Source organism: Polynucleobacter hirudinilacicola (genome assembly GCF_002192535.1).
GTDB lineage: Bacteria > Pseudomonadota > Gammaproteobacteria > Burkholderiales > Burkholderiaceae > Polynucleobacter > Polynucleobacter hirudinilacicola.
Genome location: NZ_NAIA01000001.1, coordinates 321,979 through 337,753, shown reverse-complemented (window position 1 = coordinate 337,753; position 15,775 = coordinate 321,979). Strand labels below are relative to the sequence as shown.

Sequence of the window (15,775 nt, the reverse complement as noted above, 5' to 3'; positions counted from 1 at the left end):
TTCTTCCGTTTAACATATGTACAATGTACATATGACTTCATTACGATTTGAGTGGGAGCCTAGAAAAGCTTCGGCCAATCTGAAAAAACATGGCGTTTCCTTTGAAGAGGCGAAATCTGTGTTTTATGATGAAGGTGCTAAGTTAATTTCCGATCCCGATCATTCGGAAGATGAAGACAGATTTATCTTGCTGGGAGTAAGCCATTCTCTTCGTGCGATTTTGGTTTGCCATTGTTATCGAAGCGGGGGTAATGTCGTTCGTATTATTTCGGCTCGTAAGGCAAGCCCTAAAGAGTCAACAGCTTATAAAAGGCGATAAAGATGCGTAAAGAATATGATTTTTCAAAAGCACGTAAAAACCCCTATGCTTCGATGCTCAAGAAGCCTATTACGATTCGGCTAGATGAAGACTCCGTAACTTACTTCAAATCTGTATCAGAAGAGGTAGGCATTCCTTATCAAAGTCTCATTAATCTCTATTTGAGAGATTGTGCCGCTTCGCATAAGAAATTGAATCTTAGCTGGAAGTAGTCCAGAGGTAGGATGAGAATCTTCTGAAGTCCTAGTCGATTCTGACCCAGGCCACCAAGAAACACCAAAACCTCCTTCGGGTAGTTTTTTATTTGACTGAGGTTATTTTCGAGTAAGCGCTTGGATCATTTGAATACTCTCGGCCGACGCACCAAATTCTTTTAATAAATATTCACGCTCCGCAATTTCAAAATCATCAAACTCAAAGCCGGGCGCTACTGCACAGCTCACAAGGCAGAAGGCAACCTCGTTTAGTAGCCTTGCCGCAAACCAGGTATGGGCAGGAATAGTGGCCTGTAAATTTTTTGATGTCATCCCTACTTGTATAGTTTTTAGAGATTTATTTTCATCAAAAAAATAAATCAGAACATCACAGCCAAGATGGAAGTACCAAGTTTCATCGGATTTAATTCGGTGCCAGGCTGAAAAATCTTTTCCTGATAGCAGATAGTAAATACTGGTGTAGGCACTTTTATTAGCGGAACCCTTTAAGTCTTTCACGGCTATTTCTGAGCGATACATTTCCCTGTAGAAGCCGCCTTCAGGATGTGGCTCAAGATGAAGGGCATCGATGATGGTCTGAATGTCTTGCATGTAAGCCCTTACTTTTTGTCTGTAGCTTGATTTGCGTTTACCCAAGCTTATTCTATAGACGTATTCAGAACTCGGCATCCCAGGCTATGGTTAATTAGAGCCAGAGTCAGTACGAAGATCCAAAACCACCTGTGATTGGTTTTCATTTAACACCCATGCAAGCAAGAATTGAATAATGGGTATATAAAAGAGTGACTCTTCACTAAAAGCTCCCAATGAAAAAATTTCTTCCAGTAGTTTTGTTGTTTCTCTCAATGCTTGGGATATCTCACGCTGCTGATACCGCCCCTGCTAAACAAGACCCCATTTGGTTAACCCAGACAAGAGCGAGTATTAAAGCAGAAAAATATGATCTGGCAATACAGCAATTACAGGCTGCTAATGAAGTGGGCTCGGCCGATTGGAATAATTTGCTTGGTTACAGTCTTCGAAAAAAACAGCCGCCCGATTTAGTGGGGGCAGAAAAGTACTATCAGGCTGCCTTGAAAATAGATCCAGAGCATCGAGGGGCTCTTGAGTACTATGGAAAACTCAAGTTAATCAACAATGACTTGCCAGGTGCTGAGGCCTTATTAGCTCGACTAGATAAGGCCTGTACTTTTGGCTGCGAGGAGTACTCGGATTTAAAAGAGGCGGTACAAAAATACAAGTCTAGAAAGTAAGGCTCGACACTCTTTTGTCGGCCAGGCCTTGTAAAACAAAAGACTTAAATTAGGCTTAAAGTAGGCATTCCATCAAGAGGAGAAAATTATGAATCGCATTAAAAATGTATTAATAGGATTAGTCGCTACAGTGACTTTGGCCGCTTGTGCATCAATGACTGGAGTGGCATTAGCACCATTTACAAAGGCTAATGATGGCGTATTGGCCGGCAATAACAATATGACCTTATATACCTATAGCAAAGATGTAGCTGGTTCAGGAAAGTCGGTTTGTAATGGGATGTGTGCAACGAATTGGCCGCCCCTATTGGTTGATGGGAGTCCTGCCGTCTCTAGTGGCTATTCAATCATTACACGCGACGATGGCAAAAAACAGTTAGCTTTCAAGGGCATGCCTTTATATTTTTATGTCAAAGACACAAAACCAGGGGATAAGATTGGTGATGGCCGCTCAGAAGGCGCATGGCAAATTATCAAGATGTAGTGGTCGTTCGGGAACGGACGTCCTGGGCTTTTACGAAACAGCAAAACCACCTTCGGGTGGTTTTTCTTTTTCTGATTAATATCTAGGAATTCTTCTTGGAACTTCAAATGCTAATAGTGACCGCAATTATTACCTCCCTACTGACCATAATCTTTATCAAACTCTCTTTTGCTGTCATAGGCTTGAGAAGAAAGAATCAAGTTGGCCTGGGAAGTGGTGGTCATGATGATCTTGAAAGGGCAATTCGTGCCCAAGGAAACTTTGTTGAGTACGTGCCTTTGGGAATCATTTTGATTGCCTGCTTGGAGTTGAACGGTGCCCCTGGGTGGTTGGTCTTCATTCCTGGCATCACGCTTATTATTGGACGCTTGATTCATGCTGTTGGTATCAATGAGCCCCCTCCACATTTCAGCAAGCGCGTAATAGGAATGAAGTTCACCTTCTACACACTGATCGCCTTGGTTATGCTGAATTTAGGTTGGTCGCTATACCAATTAATGGGCTAGAAAAATAAAGGGAGTCTTATGCCGTTCGTACGAATTGATTTAAGTAAAAAACATCCACAAGGTTTTGCCCAGCAAGTAGGTGAGATTGTTTATGAAGTGATGACAGGGCACATTAATGTGCCTATAGATGATAAGTTTCAAGTCATTACTAAGCACGAAAGCTCCGAGCTGGTAATGCCTAAGAGTTATCTAGGCATTGAGTATTCTGAAGACATCATTTTTATTCAGGTGACTTTAAATGAGGGCAGGAGCACGGAGATGAAAAAAAAAGTTCTACAAAGCCATATGTGAAGGTTTGGTTGAGAAGCTTAAAGTCAGGCCTCAGGACATTGTGATCAATTTAGTTGAGGTGAATAAGGAAAATTGGTCATTTGGCAATGGCGAGATGCAATACGCACCAAAAGATGAGGGATCTTAGAATCTAGTTGATTCCGACCTAGACAGAAATAGGCGAAATAATCCACTTATTGGGCCAATTTCAGCATGACTATTGACCGTTTTTAGGCTCAGATGTAATGTCTAATCTGTTGTGATCTCTCAAGCCTGATTACCGAAAGGATAGACGACATGTTTTTACCTACAACTCACGATATCAAAGATGCAGTCTCAAAATATGCTGGTTTTTTTGGGATGGTCATCAGCATTACGATTGTGCTTAACTTAATCCTGCCAACAGGTGAGACGCTTTCAAACACTCCAAAGTTAATAGTATCGTTATTGATCAGCATTTTTCTTGGTTGGTTATCTTTTGCCATTAAGTCCAATAAATAAAAAAGAGTTTTTTGGATCCTGGTTGAGTCTGCCCAGCCAACAAGAATGATTTAAACCACCTTCGGGTGGTTTTTTCCTTTTGGTTCAGCAGGAATATGGATTGTCCATTAGGATGCTCTTTATGGTCAGCAATATCTTCAATTTATGAAACTCATTCAGCGAATAATCGCCCCTCTTATTTTTTTGCTCAGCTGTGTTTGTGTTGTTGAGCAAGCAGCAGCTTCTTTAGTAAATGATTTGCAGGATGGTCAGCATGTCTTGCTGATGAGGCACGCAGACGCTCCCGGTTTTGGCGACCCAGCAGGCTATGTCATTAGTCAGTGCTCGACTCAGCGTAACTTAGGTGATTATGGAAGAAAGCAAGCCAAGACAATTGGAGTGTGGCTAAGCAACCAAGGCATTGTGAGAGCAGAAGTATTTAGCAGTCCTTGGTGTAGATGTATAGACACGGCGACTCTTCTTAATAAAGGCCCGGTCAAAATTGCACCATCACTCGGATCATTTTTTGATGATATGAGTTTGGAAAAGAGTCAAACCAAAGCATTGGAAGCGTTTATTAAAAATGAATTAGCTAAGCAATCTAAGGTGCCGCTCATTCTAGTAACGCATCATGTCAATATTCGGGCCTACACTGGTAAAGTAGTTGGAGTGGGCGACATGGTATTGGTGAGGGTGAATAAAAACGGAGAATATATTTCTCATACACTTTATCCAAGCCCTAAGGTCTAGTGGCTGCGCTTGAATCTCTAGCCCATATGGTTGTAGTGATCTATCCAAAACGTCGCTTTAAACGACAATAGAAATTCAAATTACACAGCGAAAACGGTATGTATAAGCTTATTGCCTTTGATGCCTACGGCACATTGTTTGATGTCTACTCTATGGGGCAGTTGGCAGAAGAGCTGTTTCCAGGCCGTGGTCAAGAGTTCTCTGTGATGTGGCGTGATCGACAAATCGACTATACCCGCCTAGTTACTATGAGTGATCCCAATCCCAGTGGTAGTAAATATTACCTGCCATTTTGGGAGCTTACTATTCGCTCATTGCGCTATGTTGGTAAGCGGATGAACCTCAGCCTCACCCCGGAAAATGAGCAGAGATTGATGGATCAATACGCTAAGCTGACTAGTTTTGAAGATAGCCTAGGGGTTGTCAAAACAATTCAAGAAAAAGGTATTTCGACAGCGATCTTGTCCAATGGAAGTAGAGAAATGCTTACTACCGTAGTGGAGAGCAATGGTTTAAAGCCCTACCTAGATAAAGTCCTCACAATCGAAGATGTGCGTTTATTTAAAACCGCCCCTCAGGCCTACGAGCTTTTGTTAAAAGCATTCCCCGTTCAGAAAGCAGAAGTTTTGTTTGTATCTAGTAACGCATGGGATGCTCTGGCAGCCAAGTGGTATGGTTTTGATGTGTTTTGGGTGAACCGTCTTGGTCATCCTTTCGAGGAGATTGGTGAAAAACCAAGCTACGAAGGCAATTCTTTGACTAAGGTTTTAGAAGTAGTAATTCAATAAAATGAGTTATGACAAATATTAATGAGCTCCCTGCTGACCTTCCCATTCCCCAAGATGATGGAGCCGCTGATCATCTAAGGGGCATGAAGCTTCCCAATGTTGCATTGCAGGCCACCAATGGCCAGATGATTGATCTTGGTAGCATCAAACAAAAGCTCGTCATTTATTGCTATCCAATGACGGGGCGGCCTAATGTGGCTTTGCCTGAGGGCTGGGACCAGATTCCCGGTGCTCGGGGCTGTACACCCCAAAGCTGTGCATACCGGGACCACTATCAAGAGCTTCAATCACTTGGTGCCCAGGTGATAGGTTTAAGCGTTCAAACTACTGAGTATCAAAAAGAGATGGCCGATAGACTGCATTTGCCGTTTGCAGTTGTCAGTGATGTTCACTATCAGTTTCAGCAGGCGCTGAAGATGCCAACTTTTATCAGCGCTGGCATGACTTTGTTAAAACGCGTTACTTTGATCGCTAATCATGGCGTTATTGAGGCTGTGCACTATCCCATTTTTCCGAGTGATAGCGACGCAGCTTGGGTGTTGGAGTATTTAAAGACCCACTAGAATAGCTTTATCTATACATAGGGGGAGCCTGAAATGAAACAAGTTTTATGCAAAGCTGCTGTTCTGTCTATTTTCTTTAGCTCAAGCTTTGGTATTGTCTGCGCGGAACCATCTATCCCTCCCTTCTATCAAGCTGTGAGCAAAATGAGCCCAGATGGTAAGTTAGGGCAGGTAATTCAAAAAGAACAAATATCAACCGCAGTGTCTGGTGCACAGGCATGGCGTATTGCTTATATTTCATCAGACGTCGGTGATAGAAAGACTATTTCTACTGCCTTAGTAGTGGCTCCAGTAGGCAAGGCCCCTGCTGAAGGGAGGCCCGTGATGGCATGGGCACATGGAACTACAGGAACTGCACAAAGCTGTGGCCCATCTCAGCTGACCAATCCCGCAGTTTCTTTAAATCAATATTTCTTATTAGATGGAAACTCGTGGTCAGACTACGGACTTCCAAACCTAGAGGCTTTTATTAAAGAGGGTTATGTAGTGGTTGGTACCGACTATCAGGGTCTGGGCGGCGGCGGCAAGCATCAGTACGCAGTAGCCATTACGCAAGCTAAAGATACGATTGACTCCATTAGAGCGGTCGGTTCAATGCAAGAAACCGGCGCCGGCAAAAAGGCCATCATTTATGGTTGGTCACAAGGTGGCGGCACTACGATTGCCGCAGCTAGCATGCCAGATTACATTTCTAAAAAAGGCACTGCGTTTGATGATATTCAGCCAGTAGGTTTTGTGGCCCTCGCCCCCTATGATGTTGCGGTAACAATGCCTGGAGCCAAACTTGATCAAGCAATATCAGAAAAAATGATAAGCGAGTTAAGCGCTAGTTTTTCTGACAATGTATTTAACTTTGCGCATTTTTCAATGACCCTATGGGGCACTCAGGCGGCGTTCCCTAATCTCAAGTTAACTGATTTGTTAACAGACGATGGCGCAAAAGTAATCGACAAAATTTATTCTAATAAATGTCTACATGCATCAGCCGATACTTTGAACTATGCCTATGGGACTGGATACAAAAACCTTTTAAAACCAAAGGCACAGAATACTTTGGCATGGGCGCAAGCATTTTTAAAGGGAAGCGTTAATCCAGTCAAACCTGTAGCTCCCGTGATTATTTATTGGGGCACGAAAGATACGGTTGTACCTCCTGTAATGGGCGAGTTATATCAAAAGCAAATGTGCAAGTTGGGCGGCAACATTAGCAGAGTTCAATTGCCAGGAGAGCAAACCCACTTTTCTACGCCTGGCACCGCTGGGCCTTTATATCTACCCTGGGTAAAAGATCGTATTGCCGGAAAAACTATGGCAAATGCTTGCCCACAAAACTAAAGGTAATGTGATGATTGATCATTTGGATCATCTTGTTTTGACTACCGCAAAAGAGACTGAGTGTATTGATTTTTATACGCGCGTATTGGGTATGCAGTTAGAGTCATTCATTGGTGGATCTCCGCCAGTAGAGCGCAAGGCTTTTAAGTTTGGCAATCAAAAGATTAATTTGCATATTAAGGGCAAGGAGTTTGAGCCCAAGGCCAACATTCCAACTCCAGGCGCTCTAGATCTTTGCTTTATTGCCGATAGACCACTTACAGAAGTCATTGCACACTTAGAAAAAGAGGCTTGGCCGATTATCGAGGGGCCGGTCGTTCGCACTGGAGCAACTGCAAAAATAAACTCTGTGTATGTTCGTGACCCTGATCAAAATTTGATTGAGATTAGCGAGTTACTTTCTTGATGTTTCAAGACCTACTCCTTCAGGCCCTTGTCCTGGGGGTTCTAGGTTTGGGTGCCGGAGTTTTAGGTGGGGTAATTGGATTTGGCACCACGATCATCTTAATGCCCGCCCTAGTGTATTTTTATGGGCCGATTCAAGCAATTCCAGTCATTGCGCTCGTTGCTACGGTCGCAAACCTTTCCCGTATTTTCCTTTGGTGGAGCGTCATTAATTGGAAAGTGTGTTTTGTCTACAGCGTTACCGCAATACCTGCGGTGATGTTAGGCGTCAATACCTTGGTGACGTTAAATGATCGACTCGTTGAGATTACTCTTGGCCTTTTCCTTATTCTGCTCATCCCAATTCGCAGGTGGATGCGTAAGCAGAATTTTTATCTTAAGCTATGGCAAATGAGTTTGGTGGGCGCTGTCATTGGCTACCTCACTGGCATAGTGGCAACAACGGGTGCGATTAATACGCCATTCTTCTTGGCGTTTGGCTTAAGCAAAGGGGCCTATTTAGGCACCGAGGCCGCAAGTACTCTATCCATTCTATTTACCAAGGGCATTACTTTCCACCAGCTTGGGTTCTTAAATGTGACAGCCATTATTCAGGGCCTGTTGATTGGTAGTTGCGTATTAGTCGGCTCAATTTTTTCTAAAAGAATTGTTTTGGCCTTGCCAGAAAAGAAGTTTTTATTGCTGATGGAGCTCGTGATGCTCATTTCAGGGCTCTCTATCCTAGCCATGTCTTTGTAGAGGCATTGGTATAAATCACTAGTTCTGAATTGAGGGCATCAGGATATAATTTCCGTAAGCAGGAGAGTGAGGGACAACCCTCCACCGAAGGCGCAAACTCCCATGAACGCTCAGGTATCCCACAGGAACGTACTGCTTATCCTAAATAGCCGTCTGGAGAGCCACCATTTATGGTGCACCGAAGGAGCAAGCACTAAGCCAGGCTTAGTGTGAATCTCTCAGGTATCAAGGACAGGGGGAGCGGCATCCATCTGCATGGCATCGCTATGTTGCTGGTGGGCCGTTTTGGGAGAGACTTTATGCAAAACCTTTGCAAATAATTCAGTAGCAAATTTACTCATGGTCTGCAGATGCAGATCTATTTCTATATTGCTTAATGGCGTTATCGCTTTGAGCGCTTATTGAACAAGGTTAATGTATGACAAACAAATTTGTTGAAGAGGCACCGTATCACCCTGGATATGAAGATGCTGGTTTTAAAGGCGTAGCTTCACCACTTGCTGCAGAAATTGATCAATTTAGAAAGAGCAATTCTCGCTATTTAAATTTTGCAGATGTGATTGTTGACTTTTGCGCATCAGATCAAAATAAATTACAAGCAGCAAAGTGATCTACTGTAAATAAGCCATCTTTTGGTGGCTTATTTATTAACTGCCTTGGTATGGATGCGGCTATAAATCTAAGTTGTCCAATGCTAAACCATCAAGATGACTGGTGTCTGCCCAGCTCTCCACTTTCCAGTTAGATCCATTCCAACTAATCCAATTGAGTGATGCATTTGGAACGGTCACCGCTTTCTCGGCATCTAATGCTTGATTGCTCGCCATTCGATACATCATATCCAGAGCTCCGCCATGGCTGACCAACAAGATTGTTTTGCCAGTATGCTTTTCTTGGATTTCTTCAAGTGCAGCTTTGATGCGGTTTGCAAATTGCAGGATGCTTTCGCCACCACGTAACTCTTCGTGAATATCTCTATTGATGTGGGCTTGCCAGAGCTCTGGCTCTGAATCCGGCGCTTCGCTAATAGTAAGCCCTTGGAGGGTGCCAAGATGACGCTCTCGCAGTGCGCTGTTGGTAATGGCAGAAACTGTATAGAGGCTTTCAATCGCTTTTGCAGTTTGCTTCGCTCTTTGTAAGTCGCTGGTGTAGAGAACATCAAATTCAAAATGGTTAGCTTTAAGCGCCCTGGCCATCTGGGCTGCTTGAGCTAAGCCAAGGGCATTCAAAGGAATATCAGTATGGCCCTGTAGGCGGCGATCAGCATTCCAATCAGTTTCTCCGTGGCGCACTAAGCAAAATCGAGTCGTAGTCATTTAGCAATCATAAGGGCTAATGATTCCATGGGTCTTAAGCCAGTCTACAGATTCCTCAATACAATGGTCTGATACACGCAAAGGGTGACAGTGAATAAAGAAACCAAAGGAATGCTCATCGGTTTTATTGGCATTTTGATTTTTAGTTTGACTTTGCCGGTGACCAAGATTGCAGTTCTGAGCTTCGATCCGTACTTCATTGCATTCGGCAGGGCTACGCTCGCAGCGGTGGTTGCCTTGGCTTACCTAATATATAAAAAAGAACCCATGCCTACCAGGGCGGATTTCACTAAATTCGTAGTGATTGCTTTGGGCGTCGTTTTTGGCTTTCCAATTTTTACTACTGTTGCCATGACCGAAGGATCTTCATCTCATGGTGCAGTCATTTTAGGCATGATGCCCTTAGCTACTACCGTCATTGGCGTGATTCGTTTTAAGGAGAGACCATCCCTAGGTTTTTGGCTAGTTTCTTTATTGGGCGCGTCCTTGGTGGTGATATACGCCTTACTAAAAAGCTCCGGAAGCTTTACTTATGTAGATGCCTTATTAGTTCTCGGCGGTATTTGTGCTTGCGCAGGTTATGTAGAGGGCGGTGAGCTTTCTCGCAAAATGAATCCACGGTCTGTAATTTCTTGGGCGCTTGTGATTTCGCTGCCTATCAATTTGGTGGTGAGTTATGTCACATTTGATCCGCAATACATCAATGCAGGCCCCATAGCCTGGACTAGCTTCATTTATCTAAGTTTGTTCTCGATGTATATTGGATTCTTCTTTTGGTATGAAGGGCTTGCTATTGGCGGTATTGCACGTGTTAGCCAAGTTCAGCTCACACAACCTTTTTGTACTCTTATTGCAGCCAGCGTTTTACTTGGAGATTCGCTCACAATAATGAATTTAGTATTTGCTTTCTTAGTCATCGCTACCGTTATCTTAGGAAAGAAAATGTTAGTGAAGAGGGTATAAATACTTCGTGTACCTTCATTAAAAAAGCCCCGTTATACGGGGCTTGGTATTTATGCAGCAGCAACAGTGTGCTTGCTAAGCGCTCGCAAAATTTTACTTTTCTCTTTTGGCTTATTGCTGGCCTCCAGTAATTTATTGAGCTGAGTAGCATTTAAAGGCCCAAGACGTGGCTTGCCTGTTTTAGTGAGCATGGGGTCGTTTTTTCTGTTTCTTTGATTTTGGCCTACAGCCATGAGTTTTCCTAGAGTTATGAAATGATGAATTCAAGAGGGATGCTCAAGAGATCCCCCTATCTAGGGCGCACAATAGTGATCACAGTTCAGAATAACAGTTTAAAAGTTCAGGCGCTATGATTAAGGGACAATTCATCTTCTAGATACCTTCTTTGCTTTAGTTATGTGCATTTTAAGATCTTTGAGTAGTTCATTAGCAACTACTTTGCCGCTTGAGAAGATTAGATTTATCTAATAAGTTAACAATAAGGAATGCCTTGCATGAAGAGTTATATTTCTGGAATATTTTGTTTCACTCTTTTGAATGCTTGCGCAGCGGTCTACACAGACGCATCTGATTCAAATCAGGTTACTTTTTTAAATAGTAGCGGTGAGTCCATTGAGCAGCTCACTCAAAAAGCCAGCAACTACTGTGCGCAATACGGAAAAGCTGCTACCTTTAGAAATAGTGACACTCAACTCATTGCAGTGTTTGACTGCAAGGCGCCTCAGATTAAAGGCAAATAATCAACCCGCTAAATCAGATTGATAAATCAGACCCGCATGCTCTCTCAGGGCATGGAATTGAATGGATTCCCAACGCTGTTGTGCGACATCAAGCTCTGACTTATGTGAAGCAAGAAATACCGATGCGCCTACAACATCCTCTGCCATGCGATGAATATTCTCTTGAGTAAATTTTTTCAAGGCAACAGGATCATCTGAGCTGACCCAACGTGCCAGACTATAGCGGGCAGGTAGTAGGCGCACTTCAGCGCCATATTCCGTTTGCAGGCGATGACTTACAACCTCAAATTGCAATTGACCAAAGGCACCTAGGAGCATCGTGCCACCAGTCATGGGGCGGAAGACTTGAATAGCGCCCTCTTCGCCGAGTTGCATGAGACCGGTTCTTAATTGCTTAGAGCGCAAGGGGTCGGCAGATTCAACCATGCGAAAAATTTCAGGAGCAAAAAATGGCAGGCCTGTAAATTGCAATTGTTCACCTTCGGTAAGCGTATCACCTAGGCGTAACAAGCCATGATTTGGTAGGCCGATAATATCGCCAGGATATGCCTCATCCAAAATATCGCGTCTTTGTGAAAGAAAGGACAGGGCATTATTAGTGCGCACTTCTTTGTTATTGCGACAGATCTTTAATTTCATACCGCGTTGAAAGTGCCCAGAACAGATGCGCAAGAATGCAACCCGATCTCGGTGTGCTGGATCCATATTGGCTTGAATCTTAAACACAACGGCAGAGAATTTATTTTCAGCAGGGCTTACTTCACGTTGTAGTGCTTTACGTGATCCTGGAGACGGTGCTAATTCAACTAAGGTATTTAAGATTTCGCGGACACCAAAATTATTAATTGCTGAGCCAAAAAATACCGGGGACTGACGGCCCGCTAAGAAGGCTTCTTGATCAAAGGCCGGCATTGCCTCCTTGATAAGCGCTACTTCTGCTAGTGCATTTTCTAAATCGGTTCCAAGGCGCGCTTTAAGTGCGGGATCATTTACATCCACCACAGCATGTGAGTCTTCAGTAACACGATCTTCTCCTGCTTTAAACATGCGCATGCGCATATTGGCGATATCAATCACGCCCGCAAAAGATTTGCCCATGCCAACCGGCCAAGTAAAGGGAACCACTTCAATGCCTAAAGCAGTTTCAATCTCGTCCATTAACTCCATGGGCGGCTTAACTTCGCGATCCATCTTATTAATGAAGGTAACAATTGGCGTATTGCGGGCACGACAGACTTCAAGTAGACGTAGGGTTTGAGATTCGACGCCGTTAGCCGCATCAATCACCATTAGGGCAGAATCCACTGCGGTTAAAACGCGGTAAGTATCTTCAGAAAAATCTTGGTGACCAGGTGTATCCAGTAGATTAATGATGCAGTCGCGATACTCCATTTGCATGACTGAGCTGGCGACAGAAATACCGCGTTGTTTCTCGATCTCCATCCAGTCGGAGGTTGCATGTCGACTGGCTTTACGGGCCTTAACGCTGCCAGCAATTTGAATGGCTCCAGCGTAAAGCAATAGCTTTTCGGTCAGCGTAGTCTTGCCAGCATCCGGGTGAGAAATGATGGCAAAGCTGCGACGTCGTAATACTTCTGCGGCTGGAGTACTGGAGGTGGTGGTTTCGATGGTAATTCTGCGCTTATTAATTTAGTTTGGACGCAATTATAAGCGGGCGCGCCTGCCTAGAATTGCTCTTCAGGCCTGACAAATCGCCATTGACCTGGCGGCAGTGGGCCAAGAGAAATCCGACCTATTCTGACGCGCTTGAGGCCAATGACCTTGAGACCAACCATTTCACACATTCTGCGGATTTGGCGCTTGCGGCCCTCGCGCAATACAAAGCGTAATTGATCTTCATTTTGCCAACTGACTTGTGCTGGCTTGAGGGCAACGCCATCCAAAGAGAGGCCATGTTTTAGGCGATCCAAATCTTCAAAAGAAAGAGCTCCCTCAACGCGAACTAAATACTCTTTTTCAATTGGACTGTTTTCACCAATTAATAACTTGGCAATACGACCATCTTGGGTCAATACCAACAATCCGGTAGAGTCAATATCAAGCCTTCCAGCAGGCGCTAAGCCTTTGGTATTAAAGCGGGGGTTGCGGCCTTTATCAAGCGGGCTACCAAAATAGTTCTCAGGCGTAATCAAAGAAGCGGCCGGTTGATACTCTTGCTCATCGTCATAGTGAGAGATATATCCAACGGGCTTATTCAGAATGACGGTAATACGAGACGCTTGTTGCGCCTTGGCGCCAGACTGCAATTCAATTTTTTGATGTCGATAAGCACGCACGCCAAGTTCGTTGACTACTTCGCCGTCAACTGTTACAAGGCCTTGCTCAATATAAGAGTCTGCTTCGCGACGTGAGCATAGCCCCAATTCAGATAACAGTTTCGAAACGCGTACTTTTTCTTCCATGCCTGCATTATCCGGCAATTACTAGGTTGAGCTGATAAAGCCCTTAATTAGGTTCTAACAATATGTACGCTGCATGGGGCTTCCTCAACAATCTTAGTCATGGAGGTTCTCCAAGGCGTTACTAAGTTGGGGGATTTGTGTGATGCCCCAATTAAGATGAGAGACGCATCATTATCTTTTGCAAACTCCACAATCCGTGATGCAGGATCCATTGCCTCAAGGACGTGATAAGAGATTCGCTCTGGAGGAAGCTTCAAGGGCTTTGCCCATTCCATTAATTGGACTAAGTGACCGCGCACAATGCCGCTTGCGGTTTCATTTTCTTGATTGCCCTCAAAAGTAGGAGTGCTACTAATTGTGCTTAAGCAAACTAAACGACTCTCGGGATAAGCGAGTAATAAGTTTTTAGCAGTGAGTTGCATGCGCTCTCGTAAATCTTCATCTGATTGTCTTGTATCAATCGCAGCAATCATTAATGGCGCATCATAATTGCCCATGCTCGGCCGTGGACTTGGCGAGGGCTCGTATCCAGCAGCCTTAAACATGCCTTTAAGGTTCTGCCAGAAACTCAGTGGCTCAACTCGATCGGCCCTTTCGGTGAGTGTGACGCCTTCCGGATCCCGCAATACTTGCCGCAACCGTGCGGCACTTTGATATCGATCTGCAGCTCGTGGCTCTAGACATCTTAGGACCACCTCTTGTAGCCAGCGAGGAATTTCTCGGCGGATTGCCCGCGGTGGGAATGGCTTTGCCCACATGCGTCTTCTCAAGCCGCTCAGGCTTTGTGGATTACCAAATGGCAATTCCCCAGTTAGGAGTTCATACATGATGACGCCGATAGAGTAAATATCACTGCGTGCATCAGAACGAATGCCAGCTACTTGCTCCGGTGAAATATAAGGTGCAGAGCCTACGCCCTTACGCATTTCTTCGGCAAGTAAATCGGGGTAACGGGCATGATGAGACAGGCCAAAATCGATAATCGTTAACTTGTCTTTATTGTCAATCAGAATATTTTCTGGCTTGATGTCTAAATGAATTGCATCTTGTGAGTGCAAAGATTGAACTGCTTGCGCTAGATCCGCCCCAATCTTTACTACTTCATCAACGGTAAAAACCTTGCCTTCCTTGATGTAGTCTTCCAGCGGGCGACCCTCAATCCTTTCCATTGCAATATATGGGCGGGTTGCCATGTTGCCTGCCCCCAAGAACTTGGGAACATGGGGACTCTTGAGGGAGCGAAGAATCGTGAGCTCAGTTTCAAAGCCAATTAAGCTCTCAACGGGCTGATCTCTCCCGACACGTGGAATCTTCAGTAGGATGGGAACATCAATGCCCTCCTTAGTGGCGGTAAATAGAGTAGCCATGCCGCCCCTGTGAACTTCTTTTCCCAGCACAAAGCCATCAACTACTTTGCCCTCTTGGAAAATATCATCTACTGCCTCAATTTCAGTATTGATAGACATCGATTATTTGCCGGTAATTAAGCGATTGGCTAAATCATCTGGCAAGCCTGCGCGTCTCACTTTATCTGCGGCAGAAAAATGATCATAAGGTTCTCGGTGAAAAGTCAGCGTCTCAGATCCAGGCTCAAAAACAGCAAAGCACGCTTCTGGGTTTCCATCCCTTGGTTGGCCTAGAGACCCAACAACCCCAACCCACTGGCGATGTTGTAGAACAGGAATTTCATCACCAGGATGTGGCGCAAATCGAATGAGTTTGCCAACAGCGCTTTGATAAAAAAGCGCTTGCTCGTGTGCATGGCCTACAAAGGTATAACTCTTTCCGGAGCTTTGCACGCAACGCCAGGCACTCATACTGTCGGTAATGTAGTTCCAATCGGCCGGATTGTGTGCGGAGGCATGGACAAAACATATTTTTTCCTCATTAACTACCAGAGGTAAATTTTTTAGAAACTCAAGATGGCTTTCTTTGAGCTGAGTCTTGGTCCACTCAATTGCCGCATTGGCACTCGCATTCATTTGGTTACGGCGATCTTTGAAAACCGCCTCATCATGATTACCTAAGATCGCGATTGCCCTTTTTGCATTGACTAAATCTGCAATGCGATCAATGACCGCAGCTGGGTCTGCGTTATAGCCAACGATGTCCCCTAAAAAAACCATGCGAGTTACGCCAAGCCCTTGAGCTTTGGCCATACAGGCCTCGTAAGCCTCTAGGTTGCTATGAAGGTCGGCAAATAGCCCAATGCGTTCAGTCATCCCTT

General features: G+C 44.5%; 25 protein-coding genes and 1 riboswitch. Of the genes, 17 read left to right on the top strand and 8 right to left on the bottom strand.

Annotated features, from left to right (window positions below):
- Positions 1 to 31 precede the first annotated feature (31 nt).
- A complete protein-coding gene (locus B6A14_RS01730) occupies positions 32 to 319 on the top strand; it encodes a BrnT family toxin (RefSeq protein ID WP_087908901.1) in 288 nt (95 codons plus the stop codon).
- A gap of 2 nt (positions 320 to 321) precedes the next feature.
- A complete protein-coding gene (locus B6A14_RS01725) occupies positions 322 to 531 on the top strand; it encodes a BrnA antitoxin family protein (protein ID WP_087908744.1) in 210 nt (69 codons plus the stop codon).
- A 102-nt stretch (positions 532 to 633) separates the two neighbouring features.
- On the opposite strand, the gene B6A14_RS01720 is transcribed toward B6A14_RS01725, so the two are convergent.
- Positions 634 to 1,125 (bottom strand): cupin domain-containing protein, encoded by a 492-nt coding sequence (locus B6A14_RS01720; RefSeq protein WP_087908743.1) that lies wholly within the window; start codon positions 1,123 to 1,125, stop codon positions 634 to 636.
- Between the two features lie 215 nt (positions 1,126 to 1,340).
- On the opposite strand from B6A14_RS01720, the gene B6A14_RS01715 reads away from it, so the two are divergent.
- From B6A14_RS01715 to B6A14_RS01665, 12 genes are all read left to right on the top strand, one after another.
- Positions 1,341 to 1,787 (top strand): tetratricopeptide repeat protein, encoded by a 447-nt coding sequence (locus B6A14_RS01715; protein ID WP_087908742.1) that lies wholly within the window; start codon positions 1,341 to 1,343, stop codon positions 1,785 to 1,787.
- An 88-nt stretch (positions 1,788 to 1,875) separates the two neighbouring features.
- On the top strand, positions 1,876 to 2,271 hold the full coding sequence (locus B6A14_RS01710; RefSeq protein ID WP_087908741.1) for a COG4315 family predicted lipoprotein: 396 nt from the start codon (positions 1,876 to 1,878) through the stop codon (positions 2,269 to 2,271).
- Positions 2,272 to 2,366: 95 nt separating this feature from the next.
- Positions 2,367 to 2,777: an MAPEG family protein gene (locus B6A14_RS01705; protein ID WP_236635607.1), complete on the top strand. Its 411-nt coding sequence runs from the start codon at positions 2,367 to 2,369 to the stop codon at positions 2,775 to 2,777.
- Positions 2,778 to 2,795: 18 nt separating this feature from the next.
- Entirely contained in the window at positions 2,796 to 3,068 is a 273-nt protein-coding gene (locus B6A14_RS01700) for a tautomerase family protein (RefSeq protein WP_330831783.1), read from the top strand.
- A 4-nt stretch (positions 3,069 to 3,072) separates the two neighbouring features.
- Complete coding sequence (locus B6A14_RS10495; RefSeq protein ID WP_330831782.1) at positions 3,073 to 3,195, top strand: tautomerase family protein; 123 nt, start codon at positions 3,073 to 3,075, stop codon at positions 3,193 to 3,195.
- 149 nt (positions 3,196 to 3,344) lie between these two features.
- Entirely contained in the window at positions 3,345 to 3,548 is a 204-nt protein-coding gene (locus tag B6A14_RS01695; RefSeq protein WP_087908739.1) for a hypothetical protein, read from the top strand.
- A gap of 144 nt (positions 3,549 to 3,692) precedes the next feature.
- On the top strand, positions 3,693 to 4,277 hold the full coding sequence (locus tag B6A14_RS01690) for a histidine phosphatase family protein (RefSeq protein WP_087908738.1): 585 nt from the start codon (positions 3,693 to 3,695) through the stop codon (positions 4,275 to 4,277).
- Positions 4,278 to 4,375: 98 nt separating this feature from the next.
- Positions 4,376 to 5,065 (top strand): haloacid dehalogenase type II, encoded by a 690-nt coding sequence (locus B6A14_RS01685; RefSeq protein WP_087908737.1) that lies wholly within the window; start codon positions 4,376 to 4,378, stop codon positions 5,063 to 5,065.
- Between the two features lie 8 nt (positions 5,066 to 5,073).
- The gene (locus B6A14_RS01680) at positions 5,074 to 5,628 is read left to right on the top strand and encodes a peroxiredoxin (protein WP_087908736.1); all 555 of its coding nucleotides are present in this window, start codon (positions 5,074 to 5,076) and stop codon (positions 5,626 to 5,628) included.
- 33 nt (positions 5,629 to 5,661) lie between these two features.
- Positions 5,662 to 6,963: a lipase family protein gene (locus B6A14_RS01675; RefSeq protein ID WP_087908735.1), complete on the top strand. Its 1,302-nt coding sequence runs from the start codon at positions 5,662 to 5,664 to the stop codon at positions 6,961 to 6,963.
- A gap of 10 nt (positions 6,964 to 6,973) precedes the next feature.
- Positions 6,974 to 7,369, top strand: coding sequence for a VOC family protein (locus B6A14_RS01670; RefSeq protein WP_087908900.1), 396 nt, complete (start codon positions 6,974 to 6,976; stop codon positions 7,367 to 7,369).
- Positions 7,369 to 8,106 (top strand): sulfite exporter TauE/SafE family protein, encoded by a 738-nt coding sequence (locus B6A14_RS01665; RefSeq protein ID WP_087908734.1) that lies wholly within the window; start codon positions 7,369 to 7,371, stop codon positions 8,104 to 8,106. Before B6A14_RS01670 ends, B6A14_RS01665 begins: the two co-directional genes overlap by 1 nt.
- Before the next feature lie 143 nt (positions 8,107 to 8,249).
- A riboswitch (glycine riboswitch) is annotated at positions 8,250 to 8,351 on the top strand.
- On the opposite strand, the gene B6A14_RS10460 is transcribed toward B6A14_RS01665, so the two are convergent.
- A complete protein-coding gene (locus B6A14_RS10460) occupies positions 8,325 to 8,447 on the bottom strand; it encodes a hypothetical protein (RefSeq protein ID WP_269088035.1) in 123 nt (40 codons plus the stop codon). It overlaps the preceding riboswitch by 27 nt.
- A gap of 77 nt (positions 8,448 to 8,524) precedes the next feature.
- Here B6A14_RS10460 and B6A14_RS01660 point away from each other — a divergent pair, with 77 nt between their 5' ends.
- Positions 8,525 to 8,716: a hypothetical protein gene (locus tag B6A14_RS01660; protein ID WP_087908733.1), complete on the top strand. Its 192-nt coding sequence runs from the start codon at positions 8,525 to 8,527 to the stop codon at positions 8,714 to 8,716.
- Between the two features lie 61 nt (positions 8,717 to 8,777).
- On the opposite strand, the gene B6A14_RS01655 is transcribed toward B6A14_RS01660, so the two are convergent.
- Positions 8,778 to 9,422, bottom strand: a complete 645-nt coding sequence (locus B6A14_RS01655) for a histidine phosphatase family protein (RefSeq protein WP_087908732.1) — start codon at positions 9,420 to 9,422, stop codon at positions 8,778 to 8,780.
- 90 nt (positions 9,423 to 9,512) lie between these two features.
- Here B6A14_RS01655 and B6A14_RS01650 point away from each other — a divergent pair, with 90 nt between their 5' ends.
- A complete protein-coding gene (locus tag B6A14_RS01650; RefSeq protein WP_236635605.1) occupies positions 9,513 to 10,385 on the top strand; it encodes a DMT family transporter in 873 nt (290 codons plus the stop codon).
- 50 nt (positions 10,386 to 10,435) lie between these two features.
- Here B6A14_RS01650 and B6A14_RS01645 read toward each other — a convergent pair whose 3' ends face one another.
- The gene (locus B6A14_RS01645) at positions 10,436 to 10,618 is read right to left on the bottom strand and encodes a hypothetical protein (RefSeq protein WP_087908731.1); all 183 of its coding nucleotides are present in this window, start codon (positions 10,616 to 10,618) and stop codon (positions 10,436 to 10,438) included.
- A 261-nt stretch (positions 10,619 to 10,879) separates the two neighbouring features.
- Here B6A14_RS01645 and B6A14_RS01640 point away from each other — a divergent pair, with 261 nt between their 5' ends.
- On the top strand, positions 10,880 to 11,125 hold the full coding sequence (locus B6A14_RS01640) for a hypothetical protein (protein ID WP_087908730.1): 246 nt from the start codon (positions 10,880 to 10,882) through the stop codon (positions 11,123 to 11,125).
- Here B6A14_RS01640 and B6A14_RS01635 read toward each other — a convergent pair whose 3' ends face one another.
- From B6A14_RS01635 to B6A14_RS01620, 4 genes are all read right to left on the bottom strand, one after another.
- The gene (locus B6A14_RS01635) at positions 11,126 to 12,694 is read right to left on the bottom strand and encodes a peptide chain release factor 3 (protein ID WP_236635631.1); all 1,569 of its coding nucleotides are present in this window, start codon (positions 12,692 to 12,694) and stop codon (positions 11,126 to 11,128) included.
- Between the two features lie 116 nt (positions 12,695 to 12,810).
- Entirely contained in the window at positions 12,811 to 13,548 is a 738-nt protein-coding gene (locus tag B6A14_RS01630) for a pseudouridine synthase (protein WP_087908898.1), read from the bottom strand.
- Positions 13,549 to 13,595: 47 nt separating this feature from the next.
- Complete coding sequence (locus tag B6A14_RS01625) at positions 13,596 to 15,014, bottom strand: protein kinase domain-containing protein (protein ID WP_087908728.1); 1,419 nt, start codon at positions 15,012 to 15,014, stop codon at positions 13,596 to 13,598.
- Between the two features lie 3 nt (positions 15,015 to 15,017).
- On the bottom strand, positions 15,018 to 15,770 hold the full coding sequence (locus B6A14_RS01620) for a metallophosphoesterase family protein (protein ID WP_087908727.1): 753 nt from the start codon (positions 15,768 to 15,770) through the stop codon (positions 15,018 to 15,020).
- Positions 15,771 to 15,775 lie beyond the last annotated feature (5 nt).